At 64.3% G+C, this 18,927-nt stretch carries 14 protein-coding genes and 1 pseudogene; 13 read left to right on the top strand and 2 right to left on the bottom strand.

All coding sequences use genetic code 11. The features are described from left to right. Positions 1-123: 123 nt before the first annotated feature. Positions 124-1,260, bottom strand: coding sequence for an alpha-hydroxy acid oxidase (locus tag IVB29_RS13350; RefSeq protein ID WP_247503834.1), 1,137 nt, complete (start codon positions 1,258-1,260; stop codon positions 124-126). A gap of 105 nt (positions 1,261-1,365) precedes the next feature. Between IVB29_RS13350 and IVB29_RS13345 the strand changes: the two genes are divergently transcribed. From IVB29_RS13345 to IVB29_RS13285, 13 genes and pseudogenes are all read left to right on the top strand, one after another. Continuing rightward, on the top strand, positions 1,366-1,533 hold the full coding sequence (locus tag IVB29_RS13345; RefSeq protein ID WP_247503833.1) for a hypothetical protein: 168 nt from the start codon (positions 1,366-1,368) through the stop codon (positions 1,531-1,533). A 220-nt stretch (positions 1,534-1,753) separates the two neighbouring features. After that, the gene (glmM, locus tag IVB29_RS13340; protein ID WP_247503832.1) at positions 1,754-3,097 is read left to right on the top strand and encodes a phosphoglucosamine mutase; all 1,344 of its coding nucleotides are present in this window, start codon (positions 1,754-1,756) and stop codon (positions 3,095-3,097) included. A 264-nt stretch (positions 3,098-3,361) separates the two neighbouring features. Beyond that, positions 3,362-4,603 carry an MFS transporter gene (locus IVB29_RS13335; RefSeq protein ID WP_247503831.1) on the top strand — a complete coding sequence of 414 codons (1,242 nt, stop codon included), beginning with the start codon at positions 3,362-3,364 and terminating at the stop codon, positions 4,601-4,603. 228 nt (positions 4,604-4,831) lie between these two features. After that, positions 4,832-5,677, top strand: coding sequence for an outer membrane beta-barrel protein (locus IVB29_RS13330; protein WP_247503830.1), 846 nt, complete (start codon positions 4,832-4,834; stop codon positions 5,675-5,677). Between the two features lie 168 nt (positions 5,678-5,845). Further along, entirely contained in the window at positions 5,846-6,733 is an 888-nt protein-coding gene (locus IVB29_RS13325; RefSeq protein ID WP_247503829.1) for an outer membrane beta-barrel protein, read from the top strand. A gap of 75 nt (positions 6,734-6,808) precedes the next feature. After that, the gene (locus IVB29_RS13320) at positions 6,809-7,399 is read left to right on the top strand and encodes a glutathione S-transferase family protein (protein WP_247503828.1); all 591 of its coding nucleotides are present in this window, start codon (positions 6,809-6,811) and stop codon (positions 7,397-7,399) included. Between the two features lie 18 nt (positions 7,400-7,417). Further along, positions 7,418-7,882, top strand: coding sequence for a GNAT family N-acetyltransferase (locus IVB29_RS13315; protein WP_247503827.1), 465 nt, complete (start codon positions 7,418-7,420; stop codon positions 7,880-7,882). A gap of 173 nt (positions 7,883-8,055) precedes the next feature. Then, positions 8,056-8,247: a hypothetical protein gene (locus IVB29_RS13310; RefSeq protein WP_244547669.1), complete on the top strand. Its 192-nt coding sequence runs from the start codon at positions 8,056-8,058 to the stop codon at positions 8,245-8,247. Between the two features lie 79 nt (positions 8,248-8,326). Further along, positions 8,327-9,499 carry a phosphoserine transaminase gene (locus IVB29_RS13305; RefSeq protein WP_247503826.1) on the top strand — a complete coding sequence of 391 codons (1,173 nt, stop codon included), beginning with the start codon at positions 8,327-8,329 and terminating at the stop codon, positions 9,497-9,499. Positions 9,500-9,719: 220 nt separating this feature from the next. After that, on the top strand, positions 9,720-11,309 hold the full coding sequence (serA, locus tag IVB29_RS13300) for a phosphoglycerate dehydrogenase (RefSeq protein WP_247503825.1): 1,590 nt from the start codon (positions 9,720-9,722) through the stop codon (positions 11,307-11,309). A gap of 218 nt (positions 11,310-11,527) precedes the next feature. Further along, complete coding sequence (locus IVB29_RS13295; protein ID WP_247503824.1) at positions 11,528-12,700, top strand: acetyl-CoA C-acyltransferase; 1,173 nt, start codon at positions 11,528-11,530, stop codon at positions 12,698-12,700. Between the two features lie 430 nt (positions 12,701-13,130). Next, a pseudogene (locus IVB29_RS13290) lies at positions 13,131-13,313 on the top strand (hypothetical protein); the annotation flags it as partial. A 320-nt stretch (positions 13,314-13,633) separates the two neighbouring features. Continuing rightward, on the top strand, positions 13,634-15,163 hold the full coding sequence (locus IVB29_RS13285) for an FAD-dependent monooxygenase (RefSeq protein ID WP_247503823.1): 1,530 nt from the start codon (positions 13,634-13,636) through the stop codon (positions 15,161-15,163). A 40-nt stretch (positions 15,164-15,203) separates the two neighbouring features. Here the strand turns inward: IVB29_RS13285 and IVB29_RS13280 are convergent, their stop codons facing one another. Further along, the gene (locus IVB29_RS13280; RefSeq protein ID WP_247503822.1) at positions 15,204-18,614 is read right to left on the bottom strand and encodes a PAS domain S-box protein; all 3,411 of its coding nucleotides are present in this window, start codon (positions 18,612-18,614) and stop codon (positions 15,204-15,206) included. Positions 18,615-18,927 lie beyond the last annotated feature (313 nt).

Raw genomic sequence — 18,927 nt, 5'->3', positions numbered from 1 at the left:
AGGGTGGGTTAGGCGAAGCCGTAACCCACCATGCTTCCGCAAATGCGAACCGAAATTGGTGGGTTACGCTCAGCGACCGCGCTTCGCGCAGCCGCAGAGCTAACCCACCCTGCGGTATTACCGCTACACCGCGATGATATGATCGTCGATCTCGTCGATCTTGTTGACGCCGCACAGGCCCATGGTCGTCAGCAATTCCTTCTGGATGATGTCGATCGCCTTGGCGACGCCGGCCTGGCCGCCGGCACCGAGCCCATAGGCATAGGCGCGGCCGATCATGCAGGACTTTGCGCCGAGCGCGAGCGCGCGCATCACGTCCTGGCCGGAGCGGATGCCGCCGTCGAACATGATCTCCATCTTCTCGCCAACGGCGTCGACGATCTCGGGCAGCACCTCGATGGAGGACGGCGCGCCGTCGAGCTGACGGCCGCCATGGTTGGAGACGACGAGGGCCTGCGCGCCGGTCTTGGCGGCTTCCTCGGCGTCCTCGACATCGAGGATACCCTTGATGATGAGCTTGCCCGGCCAGATGCTGCGGACCCACTCCACGTCCTTCCAGCTCAAGGAGGTGTCGAACTGCGATGCGGTCCACTCGGCGAGGCGGTTGAGATCCTCGGTGTTCTTCACGTGGCCGGCGATGTTGCCGAAGGTGCGGCGCTTGCCTTGCAGCACGCCGGAGACCCAGGCGGGCTTGCTGGCGAAATCCAGCAGCTTCGACAGCGACCATTCCGGCGGCACCGTCATGCCGTTCTTGATGTCGGCGTGGCGCTGGCCGATCACCTGAAGATCGACCGTGAGCACCAGTGCGCTGCACTTGGCTGCGGCGGCGCGCTGGATCAATTCCTTGATGAAGCCGCGGTCCTTCATGACGTAGAGCTGGAACCAGAACGGCTTCTCGACATTGGCGGCGATGTCCTCGATCGAGCAGATCGACATCGTCGACTGCGTGAACGGGATGCCGGCGGCCTGCGCGGCGCGGCAGGCGTGGATCTCGCCGTCGCCATGCTGCATGCCGAGCAGGCCGACGGGCGCCAGCATCAGCGGCATGGTCGAGGGCTCGCCGAGGATCGTGGTCGACGTATCGCGTTTGGAGACGTCGACCAGGATGCGCTGGCGGAACTTGATGTTCTGCATGTCGTCGCGGTTGGCGCGCAGCGTTTCTTCGGCATAGGAACCGCGGTCGCAATAATCGAAGAACGCCTTCGGCACGCGGCGCTGATGCAGTGTGCGAAGGTCGTCGATACAGGTGATATGCTTCATGAACGTTTCCCCGGCCCGTCTTGCGTCGGCAGTCTTGCATCGGAAGATCGAGTGGTCATCTAGCATGGTTGGATGCACAGCCAAATCGTTTGAGAAGAGGGCGCCATGAGCAAGCCGCACGCCGGGCCGACGCCGGAAGAGATCAAGGAGAAGCAGGACCTCGATGACGCCCTCGAAGAGGGCCTCGAAGAGACCTTTCCGGGCTCCGATCCCGTCAACGTCACCCAGCCCGCGCCGAGCCGTGGGGACGGCCATGTGAAGCGCTCCAGTTAGGAGCGGGTTCCCTAACGCCCCTGCGGACCAGTCGGAAATATAACGTTAACAATAAGTTACCGGGGGGCGCTGTCCCCGGTTCCGTAATGATTCATCATATTTTTTGAAGCCAAGTTAGCCGCACAGGCTTTATAAGACCTCAGCAAATCAGGGATGCGGGGCTCGTTGGGGCACCCGGAGGTTGTCGTGGGGATTCCTGGTTGTTGCGTTGGGGGACGATATGAGCCGCAAATATTTCGGGACGGACGGGATTCGGGGCCGCGCCAACGGACTGATCACGCCGGAGCTCGCGCTCAAGGTCGGCCAGGCCGCGGGCCTTGCGTTTCAGCGCGGTGATCACCGCCACCGGGTCGTGATCGGCAAGGACACCCGCCTGTCCGGCTACATGATCGAATACGCGATGGTCGCGGGCTTCACCTCCGTCGGCATGGACGTGCTGCTGGTCGGCCCGATGCCGACGCCGGCTGTTGCGATGCTGACCAAGTCGATGCGCGCCGATCTCGGCGTGATGATCTCCGCCTCGCACAATCTGTTCGAGGACAACGGCATCAAGCTGTTCGGCCCGCAGGGTTTTAAACTTTCCGACGACGTCGAGAAGCAGATCGAGCAACTGCTCGACGAGCCCATTGATAAGCGTCTTGCGCAGAGTGCCAGTCTCGGCCGCGCCCGCCGTATCGACGGCGTGCATGACCGCTACATCGAGTTCGCCAAGCGCACGTTGCCGCGCGACCTCTCGCTCGACGGCCTGCGCGTCGTGGTCGATTGCGCCAATGGCGCCGCCTACAAGGTCGTGCCGGAAGCGCTGTGGGAATTGGGCGCGGACGTCGTGCCGATCGGCGTCGAGCCCGACGGTTTCAACATCAACAAGGATTGCGGCTCCACTTCGCCGGAAGCGCTGTCGCGGAAGGTGCGCGAGATGCGCGCCGACATCGGCATTGCGCTGGACGGCGACGCCGATCGCGTCATCCTGGTCGACGAGCGCGGCCATGTCGTGGACGGCGACCAGTTGCTGGCGGTGATCGCGCAGAGCTGGAAGGAAGACGGACGTCTCTCGCGTCCGGGCATCGTCGCCACCGTGATGTCCAATCTCGGCCTCGAGCGTTTTCTCAAAGAGCAGGGGCTCGATCTCGTGCGCACGCCGGTCGGCGACCGCTACGTGCTCGAGCAGATGCTGGGCGGCGGCTACAATCTCGGCGGCGAGCAATCCGGCCACATCATCCTGTCCGACTATGCCACCACCGGCGACGGCTTCGTCGCTGCGTTGCAGGTGCTGGCCGTGGTGCAGAAGTCGCGCCGGCCGGTCTCGGAAGTCTGCCACCGCTTCGATCCGCTGCCGCAGATCCTCAAGAACGTCCGCCACAAGGGCGGCAAGCCGCTCGATGATTCCGACGTCAAGTCGGCGATCTCCGACGGCGAGAAGCGACTCAACGGCCACGGCCGTCTCTTGATCCGCTCCTCCGGCACCGAGCCCGTGATCCGCGTCATGGCCGAAGGCGAGGACCGCATCCTCGTCGAGGACGTCGTCGACACCATCGTCTCGGCACTGGGGCAGGCAGCGGCCTGAGGTTTTCAAGCGCGAGCAATGTGGGGTGATCTCTCCCCACGCGCAGTATCGTAGGGTGGGCAAAGGCGCCCTTGCGCCGTGCCCACGATCTCTCCAATACGGCAAAGGCGCGTGGGCACGCTTCGCTTTGCCCACCCTACGATACTGGACCCTTGGAGAAGTAAGACACGCATCCCAGCCATCGACGATTGGCGGTGGTTTGGCCGCCGCTTGCATCGTAGGTAGGCGGATGCGGCGGTTCGCCGCGCCTGCCAGGATGCTCCCTTGAACAAGCCAGTCGTCGTCTCAGAGGAAACGCTGACCGAGCCCGTCGTCGTCGCGGACATCACGCCCGCCGCTGCGGGGCCGGCCTATGTCGTGCTTGCCGGCATCTCGTTCTCGCACTTCCTCAACGACACCATGCAGTCGCTGATCGCCTCGGTGTATCCGATCCTGAAGGACACATACGCGCTCGACTTCGCGCAGATCGGCATGATCACGCTGGCCTTCCAGTTCACGGCCTCGCTGCTTCAGCCGGTGGTCGGGCATTACACCGACAAGAAGGCGCAGCCTTACTCGCTGTCGATCGGCATGGCCTCGACCTTCTTCGGCCTGTTGCTGCTTAGCGCCGCGCACCAATATCTGGTCATCCTCGTTGCGGCTGCCTTCGTCGGCCTCGGCTCTGCGGTGTTTCATCCCGAATCCGCGCGCATCGCGCGGCTCGCCTCGGGCGGCCGCTACGGCTTTGCGCAATCGGTGTTTCAGCTTGGCGGCAGCTTCGGCACGTCGATGGGGCCGGTGCTGGCCGCGCTGATCGTGGTGCCGTTCGGGCAGGGCAGCATCGCCTGGTTCTCCTCGATCGCGTTCCTCGCGATTCTCATCCTCTGGCGCATCGGCCGCTGGTATGAGCCGCAGATCAGGGCGAAGAAGACGGTTGCGGTTCAGGCCCATCCTGATGCGCCAAGCTCGCGCCGCGTCACGGTCGCGCTGCTCGTGCTCGTCGCGCTCTTGTTCTCGAAACAGCTCTACGTCTCCAGCCTGTCGAGCTATTACATCTTCTATCTGATCGACCGCTTCGGCGTCTCGACGCAGGCAGCCCAGATGTATCTCTTCATCTTCCTCGCCGCGAACGCGGTCGGCGCGTTTCTCGGTGGACCGCTCGGCGATCGCTTCGGCCGCAAGATCGTGATCTGGATCTCGATCCTCGGCGCGCTGCCGTTCACGCTGGCGCTGCCCTATGCCGGTCTCACTGCGAGCGCGGTGTTGTCAGTGATCATCGGCCTGATCATCTCCTCGACGACGTCGTCGATCATCGTGTTCGCGCAGGAGCTGGTGCCGCACCGCTTCGGCATGATCTCCGGCGTGTTCTTCGGTGTCGCTTTCGGCATCGGGGGATTGGGCGCCGCTGTGCTCGGCAAGCTCGCCGATCACACCTCGATCGAGTTCGTCTACCAAATCTGCGCCTATCTGCCGGCGATCGGGCTGCTTGCGGTGTTCCTGCCGAAACTGCCGCGACATACGCGTTAACAGATCCTGTTATGCCGCAACGCGACTTCATCAATCGTTAGCAATTGCGGCACGCCAGTGCCGCATTTTTGCAACGCTTGCGCCGCATCCGCGTGTGCAGTCAGAAAAAATCAACCTTAAAAATTAGGGTTAAGTGGCGCTTAAACATTTGGTGCGATCGTCCCGCCTGTGAGTTTCCAGAACGTGAGGCGCCCGTATTTAGCCTCACCGGCCATAAGGACGAAGCCAATGCGTAGCGTTAAGTCTCTCCTTGCCGCGGGTGCGGCATCCCTGATCTCGTCGATGGCATTCGCCGCCGACATGCCGATCGCGGCGCCCCCTCCGATGTACGCGCCGGTTGCCCCGCCCTCCGACTTCGGCGGCTGGTATCTGCGCGGCGACGTCGGCATGACCAACCAGCGTGCCAAGAGCATCGAAAGCGGGCCGGCGGCTGCACTGCCGTTCACGACCGAGGGCCTTGGTTTCGACTCCTCGCCGCTGTTCGACCTCGGCGTCGGTTATCGCTTCAACAACTGGTTCCGTGCGGACGTGATCGGCCAGTACCGTGGCAAGGCTAACCTGCACGGCGCAAACAACCTCGTTCTGCCCGGTTACGCTGAGACCAACAACTATACCGGCAGCAAGTCCGAGTGGGTCGTTATGGCGAATGCCTATGTCGATCTCGGCACCTGGTGGTGCATCACCCCGTTCGTCGGTGCCGGCGTCGGCGGCTCCTACAACAAGATCAGCGGCTTCCGCGACGATGGCGTGATATACGGCGCGGCGGGGGTGCCGGCCGGGGTCCCGAGCAACAGCGTCACTTACTTCGCCGACAACGGAAAGTGGAACTTCGCCTGGGCCGCACACGCCGGTCTCGCCTACAAGGTCAACCCCGGCTTCACGGTCGAACTGGCCTACAGCTACATGAATCTCGGCGACGCGGCGCCCGGCAACTTCCGCGCGTTCGACAATAGTGCCTCGGGCCCGACCTCGATCAAGCTCAAGGACCTCACCTCGCACGACGTCAAGCTCGGCGTGCGCTGGGAGCTCAACAGCCCGCCGGCCTACATGCCGCCGCTCGTCACCAAGGGCTGATCGTCAGTCTCATCGCTTAACCTGTCTTAACGGCGCGGGATCATCCCGCGCCGTTTTGCTTTGCGTATTTTTCATGGCGGGCGGCGATGAAAGCGTCCGGCGCAACCATTGGTTAAGGTTAACGAGCCATGATCACCAGCGAAAGTTCGAGTTCGATGGAGCGTTGCGATGCGTAGGCTTTTGTTGGCAGCGGTGATGTTGGGGACGGTGTCTGCCGCGCACGCGGCCGACATGCCGGATCTGCCGATCCTGCGCGGCAGCTTCACCGACGGCCTGTCGAAGACGAGCCACAACTGGGATGGCTTCTACGCCGGCGGCAATTTCGGCTACACCACCGATTCGACCGACTTCAGCCGGAGCGTGGCCGGCCTGACCAACTTCATCTTCCGCGACAGCGTGCTGCAAGGGCCGACGGCGTCCTGGTCGTTGCTCAACACGAACACCGCGCAAGGGACCAATTTCGGCGGCTTCGTCGGCCGCAACTGGCAATGGTACGATGCCGTTCTCGGTCTCGAAGGCACCTACACCTACTTCAACAATATCAAAACGTCGTCATCCGGCTACAACTCGCTCGATATCGTCAATCCGCCCGGTGACGTCCAGCCTACCGGCGTGACCAATCATTATCTCACGACACTGACCGGCACCGCTGCAGCACAGGTGAAGGACATGGTCACGCTGCGCGGGCGCGTGGGGTGGGACGGCGGCGATTTCATGCCTTACATGTTCGCCGGCGCCGCTGTTGGCCGGATGGACGTCTCCCGCACCGTGACCAGCGATGTGTGGCTGCGTCAGGATGCGACAGTGGTGGACGCACTCGGCAACGTCATCACCATCACGGGAACGCCGGGGCATGTTGACGCGCAGTCGCAGACGCAAAGTCAGCACAAGACCAATGCTTTCGTGGTCGGCTGGACCGCCGGCATCGGACTGGAATATTGCATTTGGGAGGGGCTGTTCGCGCGGGTGGAGTACGAATACGTGAAATTCTCTCCCGTCATGAACACCTCGGTGACGCTGAACAACGCGCGCGTCGGCCTCGGCTACAAGTTCTGAGGCGGCTCCTCTACGCCGCGGTTGACAGGCTCTGCCCGTCCTGATGCTCTGTCGCCCGAGGGCGGGGCGGCAGCGATGCAGATCTACGGCGATACCAATTCCGGCAATTGTCTGAAGGTGAAGTGGGTCTGCGACAAGCTCGCACTGCCCTATCACTGGATCGAGATCGACACGCGCAAGGGCGAGACGCGCACGCCGCAATTCCTGGCGATGAACGGCGCCGGCCAGGTGCCGGCCGTCGCCTTCGACGACGGCCGCACGCTGGCGCAGTCCAATGCCATCATCCGTTATCTCGCGCGCGACAGTGCGCTGATCCCGCGCGACGCGTTCACTGCTGCCAAGATGGATGAATGGTTGTTCTGGGAGCAGTACAGCCACGAGCCCTATATCGCGGTGTGCCGCTTCCAGCTGCTCTATCTCGGCAAGGACGCCTCCGAGCTCGATCCCGACAAGGTCAAACGCGGCTATGCGGCGCTCGACCGCATGGAGCAGCATCTGGCGGCAAGCCGCTTCTTCGCCGGCGATGAGGTCTCGCTCGCCGATGTCTCGCTGCTGGCCTATACGCGCCTGGCGCATGAGGGCGGCTTCGATCTCGGCCGTTATGCGGCCCTCCGCCGCTGGATCGGCGAGGCCGAGGCCTCGCTTGGCCTGCCGCCGGCGCGTTGAGCCTGGAGTTTCCCTGACATGAACGACAAGTCCGTTTCCATCCGTGCCGCGCGCCGCGAGGACGTCCCTGCGATGATCGCGATGCTCGCCGACGATCATCTCGGGCGCGCCCGCGAGCGCATGGAGGATCCGCTGCCTGCGATCTATTACGAAGCGTTCGAGCGGGTCGAGCGCGATCCCAACCTCACGCTCGTCGTCGCCGAGAGCGAGGGCAGGGTGGTCGGCTGCCTGCAACTCGCCGTGTTATCCGGCATCAGCTCGCAAGGCGGCATTCGCGGCCTGCTCGAAGACGTGCGCGTTGCCTCCGATTGCCGCAGCCGCGGCATCGGCGAGCTCTTGGTGCAGTGGGCGGTGAGTGAAGCAAAAGCGCGCGGTTGCAATCTGGTCGAATTACTGACGCATGCGAGCAGAGTTGATGCGCAGCGCTTCTACAAGCGGCTCGGATTCACATCGAGCCATGTCGGCATGACTGTCCGCTTTTGAGGCAGCATCGCGCGAGCGTTGCGTGATCAGCGAAATCCGATCGCGCATTCGTTCATCTTAAGAGCTGATAAACTACCCAGCGCGCGTTCACGTGGAACCAGGAACGAACGGTGCTACCGGAGCATCTCAAACCGGGCTCGGTCGGTTCGGGGATTGCGATGACAAGCTATTCGATGATCAAGGTCGGCAACGACTACGTTGTGCAGGCCAATGACAAATGCATTTTGAAGGTCGGCAGCCGCCGCAAAGCTGCGCAATTGATCAGCGATGCCACGGACTTGCTGAACGCGCTCGCCGTGGTCGAATCCCCCGATATCGCGCCGGAGGCGCCATCACTCGCGCGTGAAGCCCCGGAACTTCCTTGACGACTCTTCCTGTTTCCCGTATCAGCCGCGGCGGGACACCTCCCCCCAACGGGAGGCTTACTATCTGGAAGGGTAGATTATGACTGTAGCGAAGCCCGCTTCGCGGCCCAACGTGCCGCACTTCTCCTCCGGCCCCTGCGCCAAGCGCCCCGGTTGGAACGCCCAAAATCTCAAGGACGCACCGCTCGGCCGTTCGCATCGCGCGAAGGTCGGCAAGACCAAGCTCAAGCTCGCGATCGATCTGACGCGTGAAGTGCTTGAAGTGCCCGCCGATTATCGCATCGCCATCGTGCCGGCGTCCGATACCGGCGCGGTTGAAATGGCGCTGTGGTCGCTGCTCGGTGCGCGGCCCGTCACCACGCTCGCCTGGGAATCCTTCGGCGAGGGCTGGGTCAGCGACATCGTCAAGGAATTGAAGCTCAAGGACGTCACCAAGCTCAACGCAGCCTATGGTGAAATCCCCGACCTCTCCAAGGTCGATCCCAACAGCGATGTCATCTTCACCTGGAACGGCACTACCTCCGGCGTGCGCGTGCCGAACGCCGACTGGATCAAGGCGGATCGCGAAGGTCTCACGATCTGCGACGCGACGTCTGCCGCCTTCGCGCAGCCGCTCGATTTTGCAAAACTCGATGTCGTCACCTTCTCCTGGCAGAAGGCGCTCGGCGGCGAAGCCGCGCACGGCATGCTGATCCTGTCGCCCCGTGCGGTGGAGCGGCTCGAGACCTACAAACCGGCCTGGCCGCTGCCGAAGATTTTCCGCCTGACCAAGGGCGGCAAGATCAACGAAGGCATCTTCGTCGGCGAGACCATCAACACGCCGTCGATGCTCTGCGTCGAGGATTATCTCGACGCGCTCAACTGGGCCAAGTCGATCGGCGGCCTCAAGGCGCTGATCGCGCGTGCCGACGCCAACACCAAGGTGCTCGCCGACTGGAAGGCGAAGACGCCCTGGATCGACTTCCTCGCCAAGGACGCCGCGATCCGCTCCAACACCTCTGTGTGCCTGAAGTTCACCGATCCCGCGCTCACCTCGCTCTCGGAGGACGCGCAGGCGGAGTTCTCGAAGAAGCTGGTCGCGCTGGTCGAGAAGGAAGGCGCCGGCTACGACTTCGCGTACTACCGCGATGCGCCGGCTGGCCTGCGCATCTGGTGTGGCGCGACCGTCGAAGCCAGGGACGTCGAGATCCTGACGCAGTGGATCGACTGGGCTTTTGCCGAGATCAAGGCCACGCTGGCGAAAGCCGCGTAAGTTTTCTTTCTTCGCCTCTCCCCGTTCTTACGGGGAGAGGCCGGGTCGCGCAGCGATCCGGGTGAGGGGCTCTCTCCACGAGCACTTCGCCTGTGGCTGCCCCTCACCCCAACCCTCTCCCCGTAAGAACGGGGAGAGGGAGTGCAAAGAGCTTCCGAGCAATTCCTCATTCCGGCCCTCGGGCCGATCCTCCCTCAGGGACGGTGAAGGACACATTCCCATGACCAAACCCAAAGTTCTCATTTCCGACGCGCTCTCGCCCGCCGCCGTGCAGATCTTCAAGGACCGCGGCGTCGAGGTCGACTTCCAGCCCAACCTCGGCAAGGACAAGGACAAGCTCGCCGAGATCATCGGCAATTACGATGGCCTTGCGATCCGCTCCGCGACCAAGGCGACCGCAAAAATCCTCGAGAAGGCGACCAACCTCAAGGTGATCGGCCGCGCCGGCATCGGCGTCGATAATGTCGAGATTCCCGCGGCCACCGCCAAGGGCATCATCGTGATGAACACGCCGTTCGGCAATTCGATCACGACCGCCGAGCATGCGATCACGCTGATGCTGGCGCTGGCCCGTGAGATCCCGCAGGCTGACGCTTCGACGCAGGCCGGCAAGTGGGAGAAGAACCGCTTCATGGGCGTCGAGATCACGGGCAAGGTGCTGGGCGTGGTCGGTTGCGGCAATATCGGCTCGATCGTCGCCGACCGCGGCCTCGGCCTGCGCATGAAGGTGATCGCATTCGATCCGTTCCTGTCGCCCGAGCGCGCCAGGGACATCGGTGTCGAGAAGGTCGAGCTCGACGATTTGCTCAAGCGTGCCGATTTCATCACGCTGCATACGCCGCTGACCGAAAAGACCCGGAACATCATCGACGCTACCGCGATCGCCAAGATGAAGAAGGGCGTTCGTTTGATCAACTGCGCCCGCGGCGGTCTCGTCGACGAGCAGGCGGTGGTCGATGCGCTCAACTCCAAGCACATCGCGGGTGCGGCCTTCGACGTCTTTGTCGAAGAGCCCGCGACCGCGAACGTGCTGTTCGGTCATCCCAACGTGATCTGCACGCCGCATCTCGGCGCCTCCACCACCGAAGCGCAGGAGAACGTCGCGCTCCAGGTCGCCGAGCAGATGTCGGACTATCTGCTCACCGGCGCGATCTCGAACGCGGTCAACTTCCCCTCGATCACGGCGGAAGAAGCGCCGAAGCTGAAGCCGTTCATCGCGCTCGCCGAGAAGCTCGGCTCGTTCGCCGGCCAGCTCACTGAAAGCGGTATCCTCAAGGTCGAGATCACCTATGAGGGCCACGTCGCCGAGATGAAGATCAAGGCGATCACCTCGGCCGTGCTGTCGGGCCTGCTGCGGCCGATGCTCGGTGAGGTCAACGTGGTGTCCGCGCCCGTCGTCGCCAAGGAGCGCGGCATGGTGGTGGACGAGATCGTCCGCGCCGCCCAGAGCGATTACGAGAGCTTGATCACCGTCACGGTGACCACCGAACGGCAGGAGCGGTCGGTCTCGGGCACCGTCTATGCCGACGGCAAGCCGCGCCTCGTCGACATCAAGGGCATCCGCGTCGATGCCGAGTTCGGCAAATCGATGATCTACGTCACCAACGAGGACAAGCCGGGCTTCATCGGCAAGTTCGCCAGCCTCCTGGGCGATGCCAAGATCAACATCGCGACCTTCCATCTCGGCCGCGTCGCGCCGGGTTCCGATGCCATCGCGCTGATCGAGGTCGATGGCGCGGTGCCGGCCGATTTGCTCGCCAAGGTGCAGGCCCTGCCGCAGGTCAAGCAGGTCAAGGCGCTGACGTTCTGAGCTACGTCAATCCGGCGCCCGGGCGCTTCGGAATGACGGTCATCATCTCATAAATTCCGACCTGCGGAACAACGCCGCCGCCCTCGCGAGAGGGCGGCGTTTTTGTTGATGCATCGCGGTGCTTTATTTCTCCCAAGCCTCGCAAACTTTGTGTACCAATGGCGCCGAGAAAGCCTCGTACCTACGCCTCCGTACCATCGTCGAAAGGGAGAAAACAAATGCGTGAAGCCGTCATCGTTTCCTATGCACGCACGGGCCTGGCAAAATCCGGCCGCGGCGGGTTCAACATCACGCCGCCTATGTCGCTCGCGGCCCACGCCATCAAGCACGCGGTCGATCGCGCCGGCGTCGACAAGGATTATGTCGAGGACTGCTATCTCGGCAATTGCGCCCACGGCGCGCCGAACATCGGCCGCCAGGCCGCGCTGCTCGCCGGCCTGCCGACGACCACCGCCGGCGTCTCGGTCAACCGCTTCTGCTCCTCGGGCCTCCAGACCATCGCGATGGCCGCCAACTCGATCCGCTCCGACGGCGCTGATTGCATCGTCGCAGGCGGCGTCGAGAGCATCTCGATGCCGGGCGGCGGCACGCCGAAGGAATCGATCGATCCTGAACTGCTCAAGGTCGCGCCCGACATCTTCATGGCGATGATCGACACCGCCGACATCGTCGCCGAGCGCTACAAGCTCAGCCGCGAATACCAGGACGAGTTCTCGCTGGAATCGCAGCGCCGCATGGCGGCCGCGCAGCAGGCCAACAAGTTCAAGGACGAGATCGTCCCGATGAAGACGAAGATGAAAGTCGTCGACAAGGCGACCAAGGCCGAGAGCATCGTCGACTACGTCGTCGATCGCGACGAGTGCAATCGTCCCGAGACCACGATGGAAGGCCTCGCCAAGCTCGAGCCGGTGAGGGGTCCGGGCAAATACGTCACCGCCGGAAACGCCAGCCAGCTGTCGGACGGCGCGGCCGCCGTGGTGCTGATGGAAGCCAAGGACGCGGAGAAGCGCGGTCTCAAGCCGCTCGGCCGCTTCGTTGCCTGGGCGGCGGCGGGTTGCGAGCCGGACGAGATGGGCATCGGCCCGGTGTTTGCGATCCCGAAGCTGTTGAAGCGTCACGGCCTGAAGATCGACGACATCGATCTGTGGGAGCTCAACGAAGCCTTCGCCAGCCAGTGCCTCTACTCGCGCGACAAGCTCGGCATCGATCCCGCCAAGTACAACGTCAATGGCGGCTCGATCGCGATCGGCCATCCCTTCGGCATGACCGGCGCCCGTCTCACCGGCCATTTGCTCCAGGAAGGCGCCCGCCGCAAGGCCAAGTGGGGCGTCGTGACCATGTGCATCGGCGGCGGCCAGGGCGGCGCCGGCCTGTTCGAGATCTACAGCTGAGGCGAAGCTGCAAGAACACGAAAGGGCACGGCGTGAGCCGTGCCCTTTTTGTTTGGGATCCTGCTTGATGCGATGTCGGGTGCGGGCCCAACAGAAATGTCCGGCGCTCTTGGCCGGAACAGGCTGGTTCGTGCCGCAGGCTTATTCGCGGTGCCGAGGAAATCTTTGTCTCGCCAGGCGTTAAGCGCGATGGGGCAGATGGAGGAGAATGTTCATGCGCACGACAATGGCAGCAATCCTTATGGTGGTCCCGCTCATGGCAGGGCCGGCGCTCGCGCAGACGACGCCGAACCCGAACATGCAAAGTGAGGCTGACAAGGGCATCAAGACACAAAACTCCGGCGCCTCGGGCTATGTCGGAGAGCAGGACAAGCCGGGCGCGGCCGCGAACGTGCCGGGAGACCGCACCACTACGACAGGCGGGGTTGCCACCTCTCCCAGCGCGCAGAACTCAGGGGCAGGGATCGCGGGCGCCCCGGGCAACAAGAATGGTCCGGCGGCGCACACCGGAACCGTCGGCTCGAGCTCCCAAAATCAGTCAGTCCAGGAGCAAGATCCTTCGAACATAAAGGGTTTGCCCGGCAACAAGAGCGGACCGCCTGCCAAGCGATAGGTGAGCCGGCAAGGAACTGCCGCGGCACCGAAGGCGGAGTCGGCGACGGCACCTCGAATGTGAAGGCCACGGCGCTTGCTGCGCGCCGTGCCTTTCTTGTTGCGGAACGATCGCCGCGAAACTATACAGCTCCCGTCGGAAAAGGCAGATTTGGTCTGGTAAGCCCAAATCCTTTCGGTAACGAAAGCTCTGGTCTTTGGCCTTGTGCACGAGATCCCCGCGACGAACATCGGACGCCATAGAGGCGTCCAATCGTTCGTCCGTGTGATTCTCGAAGCTTAGGGAACGCTCCGGTCGAACATCGACCACAGGAGCGTCTCGTGCAAACCCGATCCACGAATCCATACGACGTCGTTATTGCCGGTGCGGGCCCCGTCGGCCTGTTTCTCGCCTGCGAGCTGCGGCTCGCGGGTCTCTCCGTGCTGGTGCTGGAGCAAGCACAAGACCCGCAGTCTCCCCTGAAGCAACTCCCGTTCGGCCTGCGCGGCTTGTCGATCCCCACGACCGAGGCCGTTCACCGGCGTGGCTTGCTGGACGATATCGTGGCCGCGCAGCGCGCCAAGTCTGTCGCGATCAAGAGTGCTGCCCATTGGATGCAGCAGGCGCGACGGCCCGCAGGCCACTTTGCAGGCATCCAGTTCTATCAGGACGATGTTGATGCCGCGAAATGGTCGTATCGCCTGCCGACGCCAGCCGATGCCAACGTTGCGGTTGACATGGAAACCCTCGAATCCGTTCTGGTCGCGCGCGCATTCGGCCTCGGAGTCGAGATCCGGCGCGGTTTTGGTGTCAATGCCATTGCTGTTTCAGACGAAGAAGTCGTCGTGCAGGCGGCCGGCGAGACTTTTCGGGGACGCTGGCTGGTCGGTTGCGACGGCGGCCGCAGCACCGTGCGCAAGATCAGCGGTTTTGACTTCGTCGGCACCGACCCGGAGCTCACCGGCTATTCCATCGACGTCGAACTGGCCGATCCGCAAAAACTCCGTCCGGGACGCAACTACACGGCCACGGGCATGTACACCTATGCGCAGCCAGGAACGATCGCGATGGTCGATTTCGACGGTGGCGCCTTCCACCGGACCAAGCCGGTCACACTCGAGCATGTGCAGAATGTCCTGCGCCGTATCTCCTGCACGGACGTCACCATCACGTCGCTTCGGCTCGCCGCCACCTGGACGGATCGCGCCCATCAGGCCACGACCTATTGCAAGGGGCGTGTGCTGTTGGCGGGCGATGCCGCCCACATCCATTCGCCGCTCGGCGGCCAGGGCCTCAATCTCGGCCTCGGCGATGCGATGAACCTTGGCTGGAAGCTGGCTGCGACCATCAGCGGCCATGCACCGGCCGATCTGCTCGATAGCTATTCGCACGAGCGGCATCCCGTCGCTGCGAAAGTCCTCGACTGGTCGCGCGCGCAGGTGGCGATCATGCGGCCGACGCCGAGCGCCCGTGCGCTTCAGGCCATCATGGGCGATCTCATCGAGACCCGCGACGGCGCAACCTATTTCGCGGAGCGCGTGCGGGGCATTTCGCTCCGCTACGATCTCGGCGGCAGCCATCCGCTCGTCGGTCGGAGTGTTCCCGATTTCCAATTGCGCGACGGGACGACGGTCGGAGAGCGCCTCAGGAGCGCGAAAGGGATATTGCTGGACTTCGACGCGCGCGCATCGCTTCAGGCGCTTGCAAGCCGTTGGGGCGACCGCATCACATATGTCGCTGCCGCGCCCGAGGATCGTCTGGGCCTCAGCGCCGTGCTGGTGCGCCCCGATGGTTTTGTAGCCTGGGCTTGTGATAGCGCATCCGACGAGGAGGAGGCCGCTCAGGCCGGGTCGCGATGGTTCGGCGACTAAGAGCGACGCTCTCGCCGCTCGCAGCAATGACGGCGGGGCCTTAAGCCCCCGCCACCACCGGCGCGAATACCACTTCGATCAGCGTCCCCGAATTTGCCCCGCTCTTGATGTTGAACCGGGCGCGGTTGGCTTCGACCAGGGCCTTCGTCAATGACAGGCTGAGCGCCGAATTGTCTGCGGCATCTCCAGGCGGTGGCGTCCGGAACGGCTCCATGGCGGCTGCGACCTCGCGCTCGGACAGGCCGTGACCGGTGTCGCGGATGCGAAGGGCGATCTCGCCGCGATCGGACAGCGCGGTCGAGACGATGACCTGGCCGCCGGCGCTCGCAAGCCGGATCGAGTTCGAGATCAAATTCATCGTGATCTGCCGCATCGCGCGCGTGTCCGCCGTGACCTGCGGCAGCGCATGCGCGAGCGAGGTGCGGATGATGATGCGCTCGCGGTTGGCCTGCGGCTGCATCACCACGACGCAGGCCTCGACCAGGTCGTTGAGATTGAGGTTGGCGAAATTGAGGTCGAGCTTGCCGGTCTCGATCCGCGACAGCTCAAGCAGATCGTCGATGATGGCGATGACGCGCTCGCCGGAGGCGCGGATGTCCTTCATGTACTCGCCGTAGCGCTCGTTGCCGAGCGTACCGAAGCGTTCGGAGATCATCACCTCGGAAAAGCCGATGATGGCGTTGAGCGGCGTGCGGATCTCGTGGCTGATCCGCGCCAGCATGTCGGCCTTGGCGTTGGCCGCGCCGTCGGCGAGACGTCGTGCACTCTTCAGCTCGCTCTCGCCCTTCTTGCTCTGAGAGAGGTCGCGGAACACGGCGAAGAAGTTCGGGCCGTCGGGCCTGGTGCGGCCCATGATCATGGCGAGCGGAATGACGCCGCCCTTCTTCTCGCGTCCCAGCACCTCGCGGCCATGGTCGAGCAGGCTCGCGATGTTCTGGCTCTTCATGCTTTCGAGATAGTCGATGACGATTTGCTGGCTCTCCGGCGCGAACAGCGTCGCCAGATTCTGCTGCATCAGCGTTTCGCCGTCGTAACCGAACAGCGCTTCGGCGCTGCGGTTGCAGGCGTGGATGTTGCCTTCGGCATCGAACATCACGATGCCCTCGGCCGTGGTGTCGAGGATCGCGGCGAGATCCTCCGCGTCCGCGTCGCCGGCTTCAAGATCGGGTTCGACGGCGTAGGGGAAGGATTCCGCGACAACAGTCTCGGCGACGACGGACGGCGCGACGACCGCTTGTGCAGCAACGACAGCAGCCTGCGGCAGCGCGCAGATCAGCGCATGCGCGTTGTCGCCGTCCCAGTCGATCGTGTGCAGATGGGCTTCCGTGGTCGGAAGCGGCCGCTCGCCATCGGCAAAGGTCGCGCTGATCGTCACGGGCGTGCCGGCCTGCGACGTGCTGCTGGCCGAGGACACGCCCGGCTCGACATAGAGCGCATCCAACCCGCCGGCATCCTCCAGCGCGCTCAGGCTGGCATAGCCCATGCGCGCGAGGAAGGCGGGGTTGGCGTAGAGCAGGCGGTCGAGGCGATAGATCAACATGCCCGTCGGCACCAGATCGAGCAGCGCGCGGTCGCGCGCGCTGTGGCCGTGCGCGGGCGGTGCGGGTTCGGTCAGCCATTCGGCCGGCGCGTGCGGCGCTTCGGGCGCCGGCGGTTCGGGCGTGAACTCCACCGCCGGCGGTTCGGCGGCAACAGATGCGATCGTCTCGCGCTCGCGTTCGAGCCGCTCGGACAATTGCCGGGCGAGCTCGTTGAACGCGCTGTTCTCGACCGGCGTCAGCGTCGGCGATCTCTGATCACCGGGTGATCTCGCATCGCCGGCGGGGCGGAACGGCACGACATTGGGAGGCGTTTCCACTGGCGTTTCCGGTTCGGTTGGGTGTGAATTCACATCAGGTGCGGGTTCGGGCAGTTCGGCGACAGGCTCAAATGTGGGCTCAGGCTCGGGCTCAGGCTCAGATGGCTCGATCGGCGGAGGCGGTGGCTCTGCCACGGGCTCCGGTTCGGGCCCGGGCTCGACGATTTCGGCGGACAGGCCGCGCTGTGCGGACGGTTCGACGAACAGCTCAAAGCGCCTGAGCGCATCGAGCCGGTTCAGGCTGTCGAGATCGCGGCAGACGCCAAAACCGCGAAAACCCGCAAAGTTGCGCTCGCGGTCGTAGACGGGGAGGCCCGCCAGTTCGACCGGCAGATGCTCGCCGCCATCGGCCGGCCAGTTCACGGTGATCCCGGCCCAGGTGTCGTGGCTTTCAAGCGCCTGCGCGACGCGACCGTCAGGGTCGAGCGCAAACTCGTCGGCGATCTCGCGCCAGGGCCGGCCGAAGCCCGAGGCCGTATGTGTGCCCATCAGGCCGATGAACTCGCCGGACGCCAGCACGAAGCGGCCCTCCGCATCCATCTGCCAGAGGAAGCGCAGCGGATGCTGGCGCGGTGCGGGCGGCTCTGCTGATTGCGGCTCGACCATGTGTGAGGTGATCGGCGCGGCCTGCGGCGGCACGATGGCTTCGGGCGGGTTTTCAACCGGAGTCTTTGGTGCGGCTTCGAGCGGCGCTTCGGCCGCCTCTCTCACGGCGTCCTGGATCGTGACGATCTCCGTCGCGGGCGCAGGCGTCTCGACCGGCTCGGCGAAGGCATCGAACAGCGCGATCCCGGATGGAGCCCCGTTCGACGGCGCCCCCTGCGCATCGTCCGGCATCGCTGGCGGCGGAGTGTCCGGTGCGGCAGGCTGGGCGACCTCGTCGCGCGCGATGTCTTCAACCACTTCAGGCGCGGCATCTGTCGTCGCTTCTGCCGCCGGCTGCGCAGCCGGCTCGATCAGCGCGACCAGGCCGACATCGTCGCCCGTGCCGACCCGTTGCAGCACCATCTGGCCGATGCCGATCGGCATCTCGACGCGGCCTTCGCGAAGCGCATCGTTGCGCGCCTGTTGGAGGCCGGCCTCGGTGAGATCGCGAAAGCCGAGCAGGGACCGGGCGGCTTCGCTCGCGCCGGCGAACATCCCGTCGGGCCCGAACGCCGCCATCGGCACCTTGGCGCCGTCGACGAGACGATGCAGCCGCTCCACCAGCGGCATGGTGCGCAAAGCCGGATCCATCGCCGTGACGAGCACGCCAGAGGCGCCATCGGCAAAGTCGAGCCGCGCGCAGACGCAGGTCATCAGCGTGCCGAGCCGGGCGCCGAAGCCGCGCAGCCGCTCCAGCCTGATGGCGCCGTTCGCCGGCAGCTGGCGGGCGAGCCTGATAATTTGGCGGCGATGGCCGTCGGCCGGTCCGAACATCTTGCCCGCAAGCGCCGTGGAATTCGCCGCGCCAAACAGTTTTGCGCCGACCGGATTGGCCCAGAGCACGCGCGTGCCGTCGATCGACCAGAGCCAGGCGGGCAGCGGGGACGTCGCATGCACGGCCAGCCGGGGATCACCCACGCCTCGCAACTGGAAATCCGAACTCGTCATCCAACCGGCTTCAAGTCTCGCTGTCGCATTCTCGCGGGCGGCCGCCGGGAATGGCAGCCTTAAGAAAGGGTTAGTATCGCCCGCGGGGACGGGCAGGTCCACGGCCGCAGCCTAAGGGGAAGGACCTAAAGCCGCGATAACCTTAATCCGCCCGGCCCCGCAAGCCGCAGCTCGGGGACATCCGCAGGATTCGATGGACGCGGCCAAGCCGGAGGTGCCCATCCTCCCCTGGAGGGGGAGGATCGGTTCGCATGGAGCGAAGCGATATGCGAACCGAGGTGGGGTGACAGTCGTTCCGCAGAGGCGGTGCCCC

It is taken from the genome of Bradyrhizobium sp. 1 (assembly GCF_023073315.1).
In the GTDB taxonomy this organism is placed as follows: Bacteria; Pseudomonadota; Alphaproteobacteria; order Rhizobiales; family Xanthobacteraceae; genus Bradyrhizobium.
The sequence above is the reverse complement of the archived record's forward strand: the minus strand, read 5'-3'. Positions and strand labels throughout refer to the sequence as shown.

Bases quoted from the DNA above. Each gene is read 5' to 3' on its own strand.
- IVB29_RS13350 (WP_247503834.1), bottom strand. From the start codon at position 1,260: ATGAAGCATATCACCTGTATCGACGACCTTCGCACACTGCATCAGCGC.
- IVB29_RS13345 (WP_247503833.1), top strand. From the start codon at position 1,366: ATGAGCAAGCCGCACGCCGGGCCGACGCCGGAAGAGATCAAGGAGAAG.
- glmM (WP_247503832.1), top strand. From the start codon at position 1,754: ATGAGCCGCAAATATTTCGGGACGGACGGGATTCGGGGCCGCGCCAAC.
- IVB29_RS13330 (WP_247503830.1), top strand. From the start codon at position 4,832: ATGCGTAGCGTTAAGTCTCTCCTTGCCGCGGGTGCGGCATCCCTGATC.
- IVB29_RS13325 (WP_247503829.1), top strand. From the start codon at position 5,846: ATGCGTAGGCTTTTGTTGGCAGCGGTGATGTTGGGGACGGTGTCTGCC.
- IVB29_RS13320 (WP_247503828.1), top strand. From the start codon at position 6,809: ATGCAGATCTACGGCGATACCAATTCCGGCAATTGTCTGAAGGTGAAG.
- IVB29_RS13315 (WP_247503827.1), top strand. From the start codon at position 7,418: ATGAACGACAAGTCCGTTTCCATCCGTGCCGCGCGCCGCGAGGACGTC.
- IVB29_RS13310 (WP_244547669.1), top strand. From the start codon at position 8,056: ATGATCAAGGTCGGCAACGACTACGTTGTGCAGGCCAATGACAAATGC.
- IVB29_RS13305 (WP_247503826.1), top strand. From the start codon at position 8,327: ATGACTGTAGCGAAGCCCGCTTCGCGGCCCAACGTGCCGCACTTCTCC.
- serA (WP_247503825.1), top strand. From the start codon at position 9,720: ATGACCAAACCCAAAGTTCTCATTTCCGACGCGCTCTCGCCCGCCGCC.
- IVB29_RS13295 (WP_247503824.1), top strand. From the start codon at position 11,528: ATGCGTGAAGCCGTCATCGTTTCCTATGCACGCACGGGCCTGGCAAAA.
- IVB29_RS13280 (WP_247503822.1), bottom strand. From the start codon at position 18,614: ATGACGAGTTCGGATTTCCAGTTGCGAGGCGTGGGTGATCCCCGGCTG.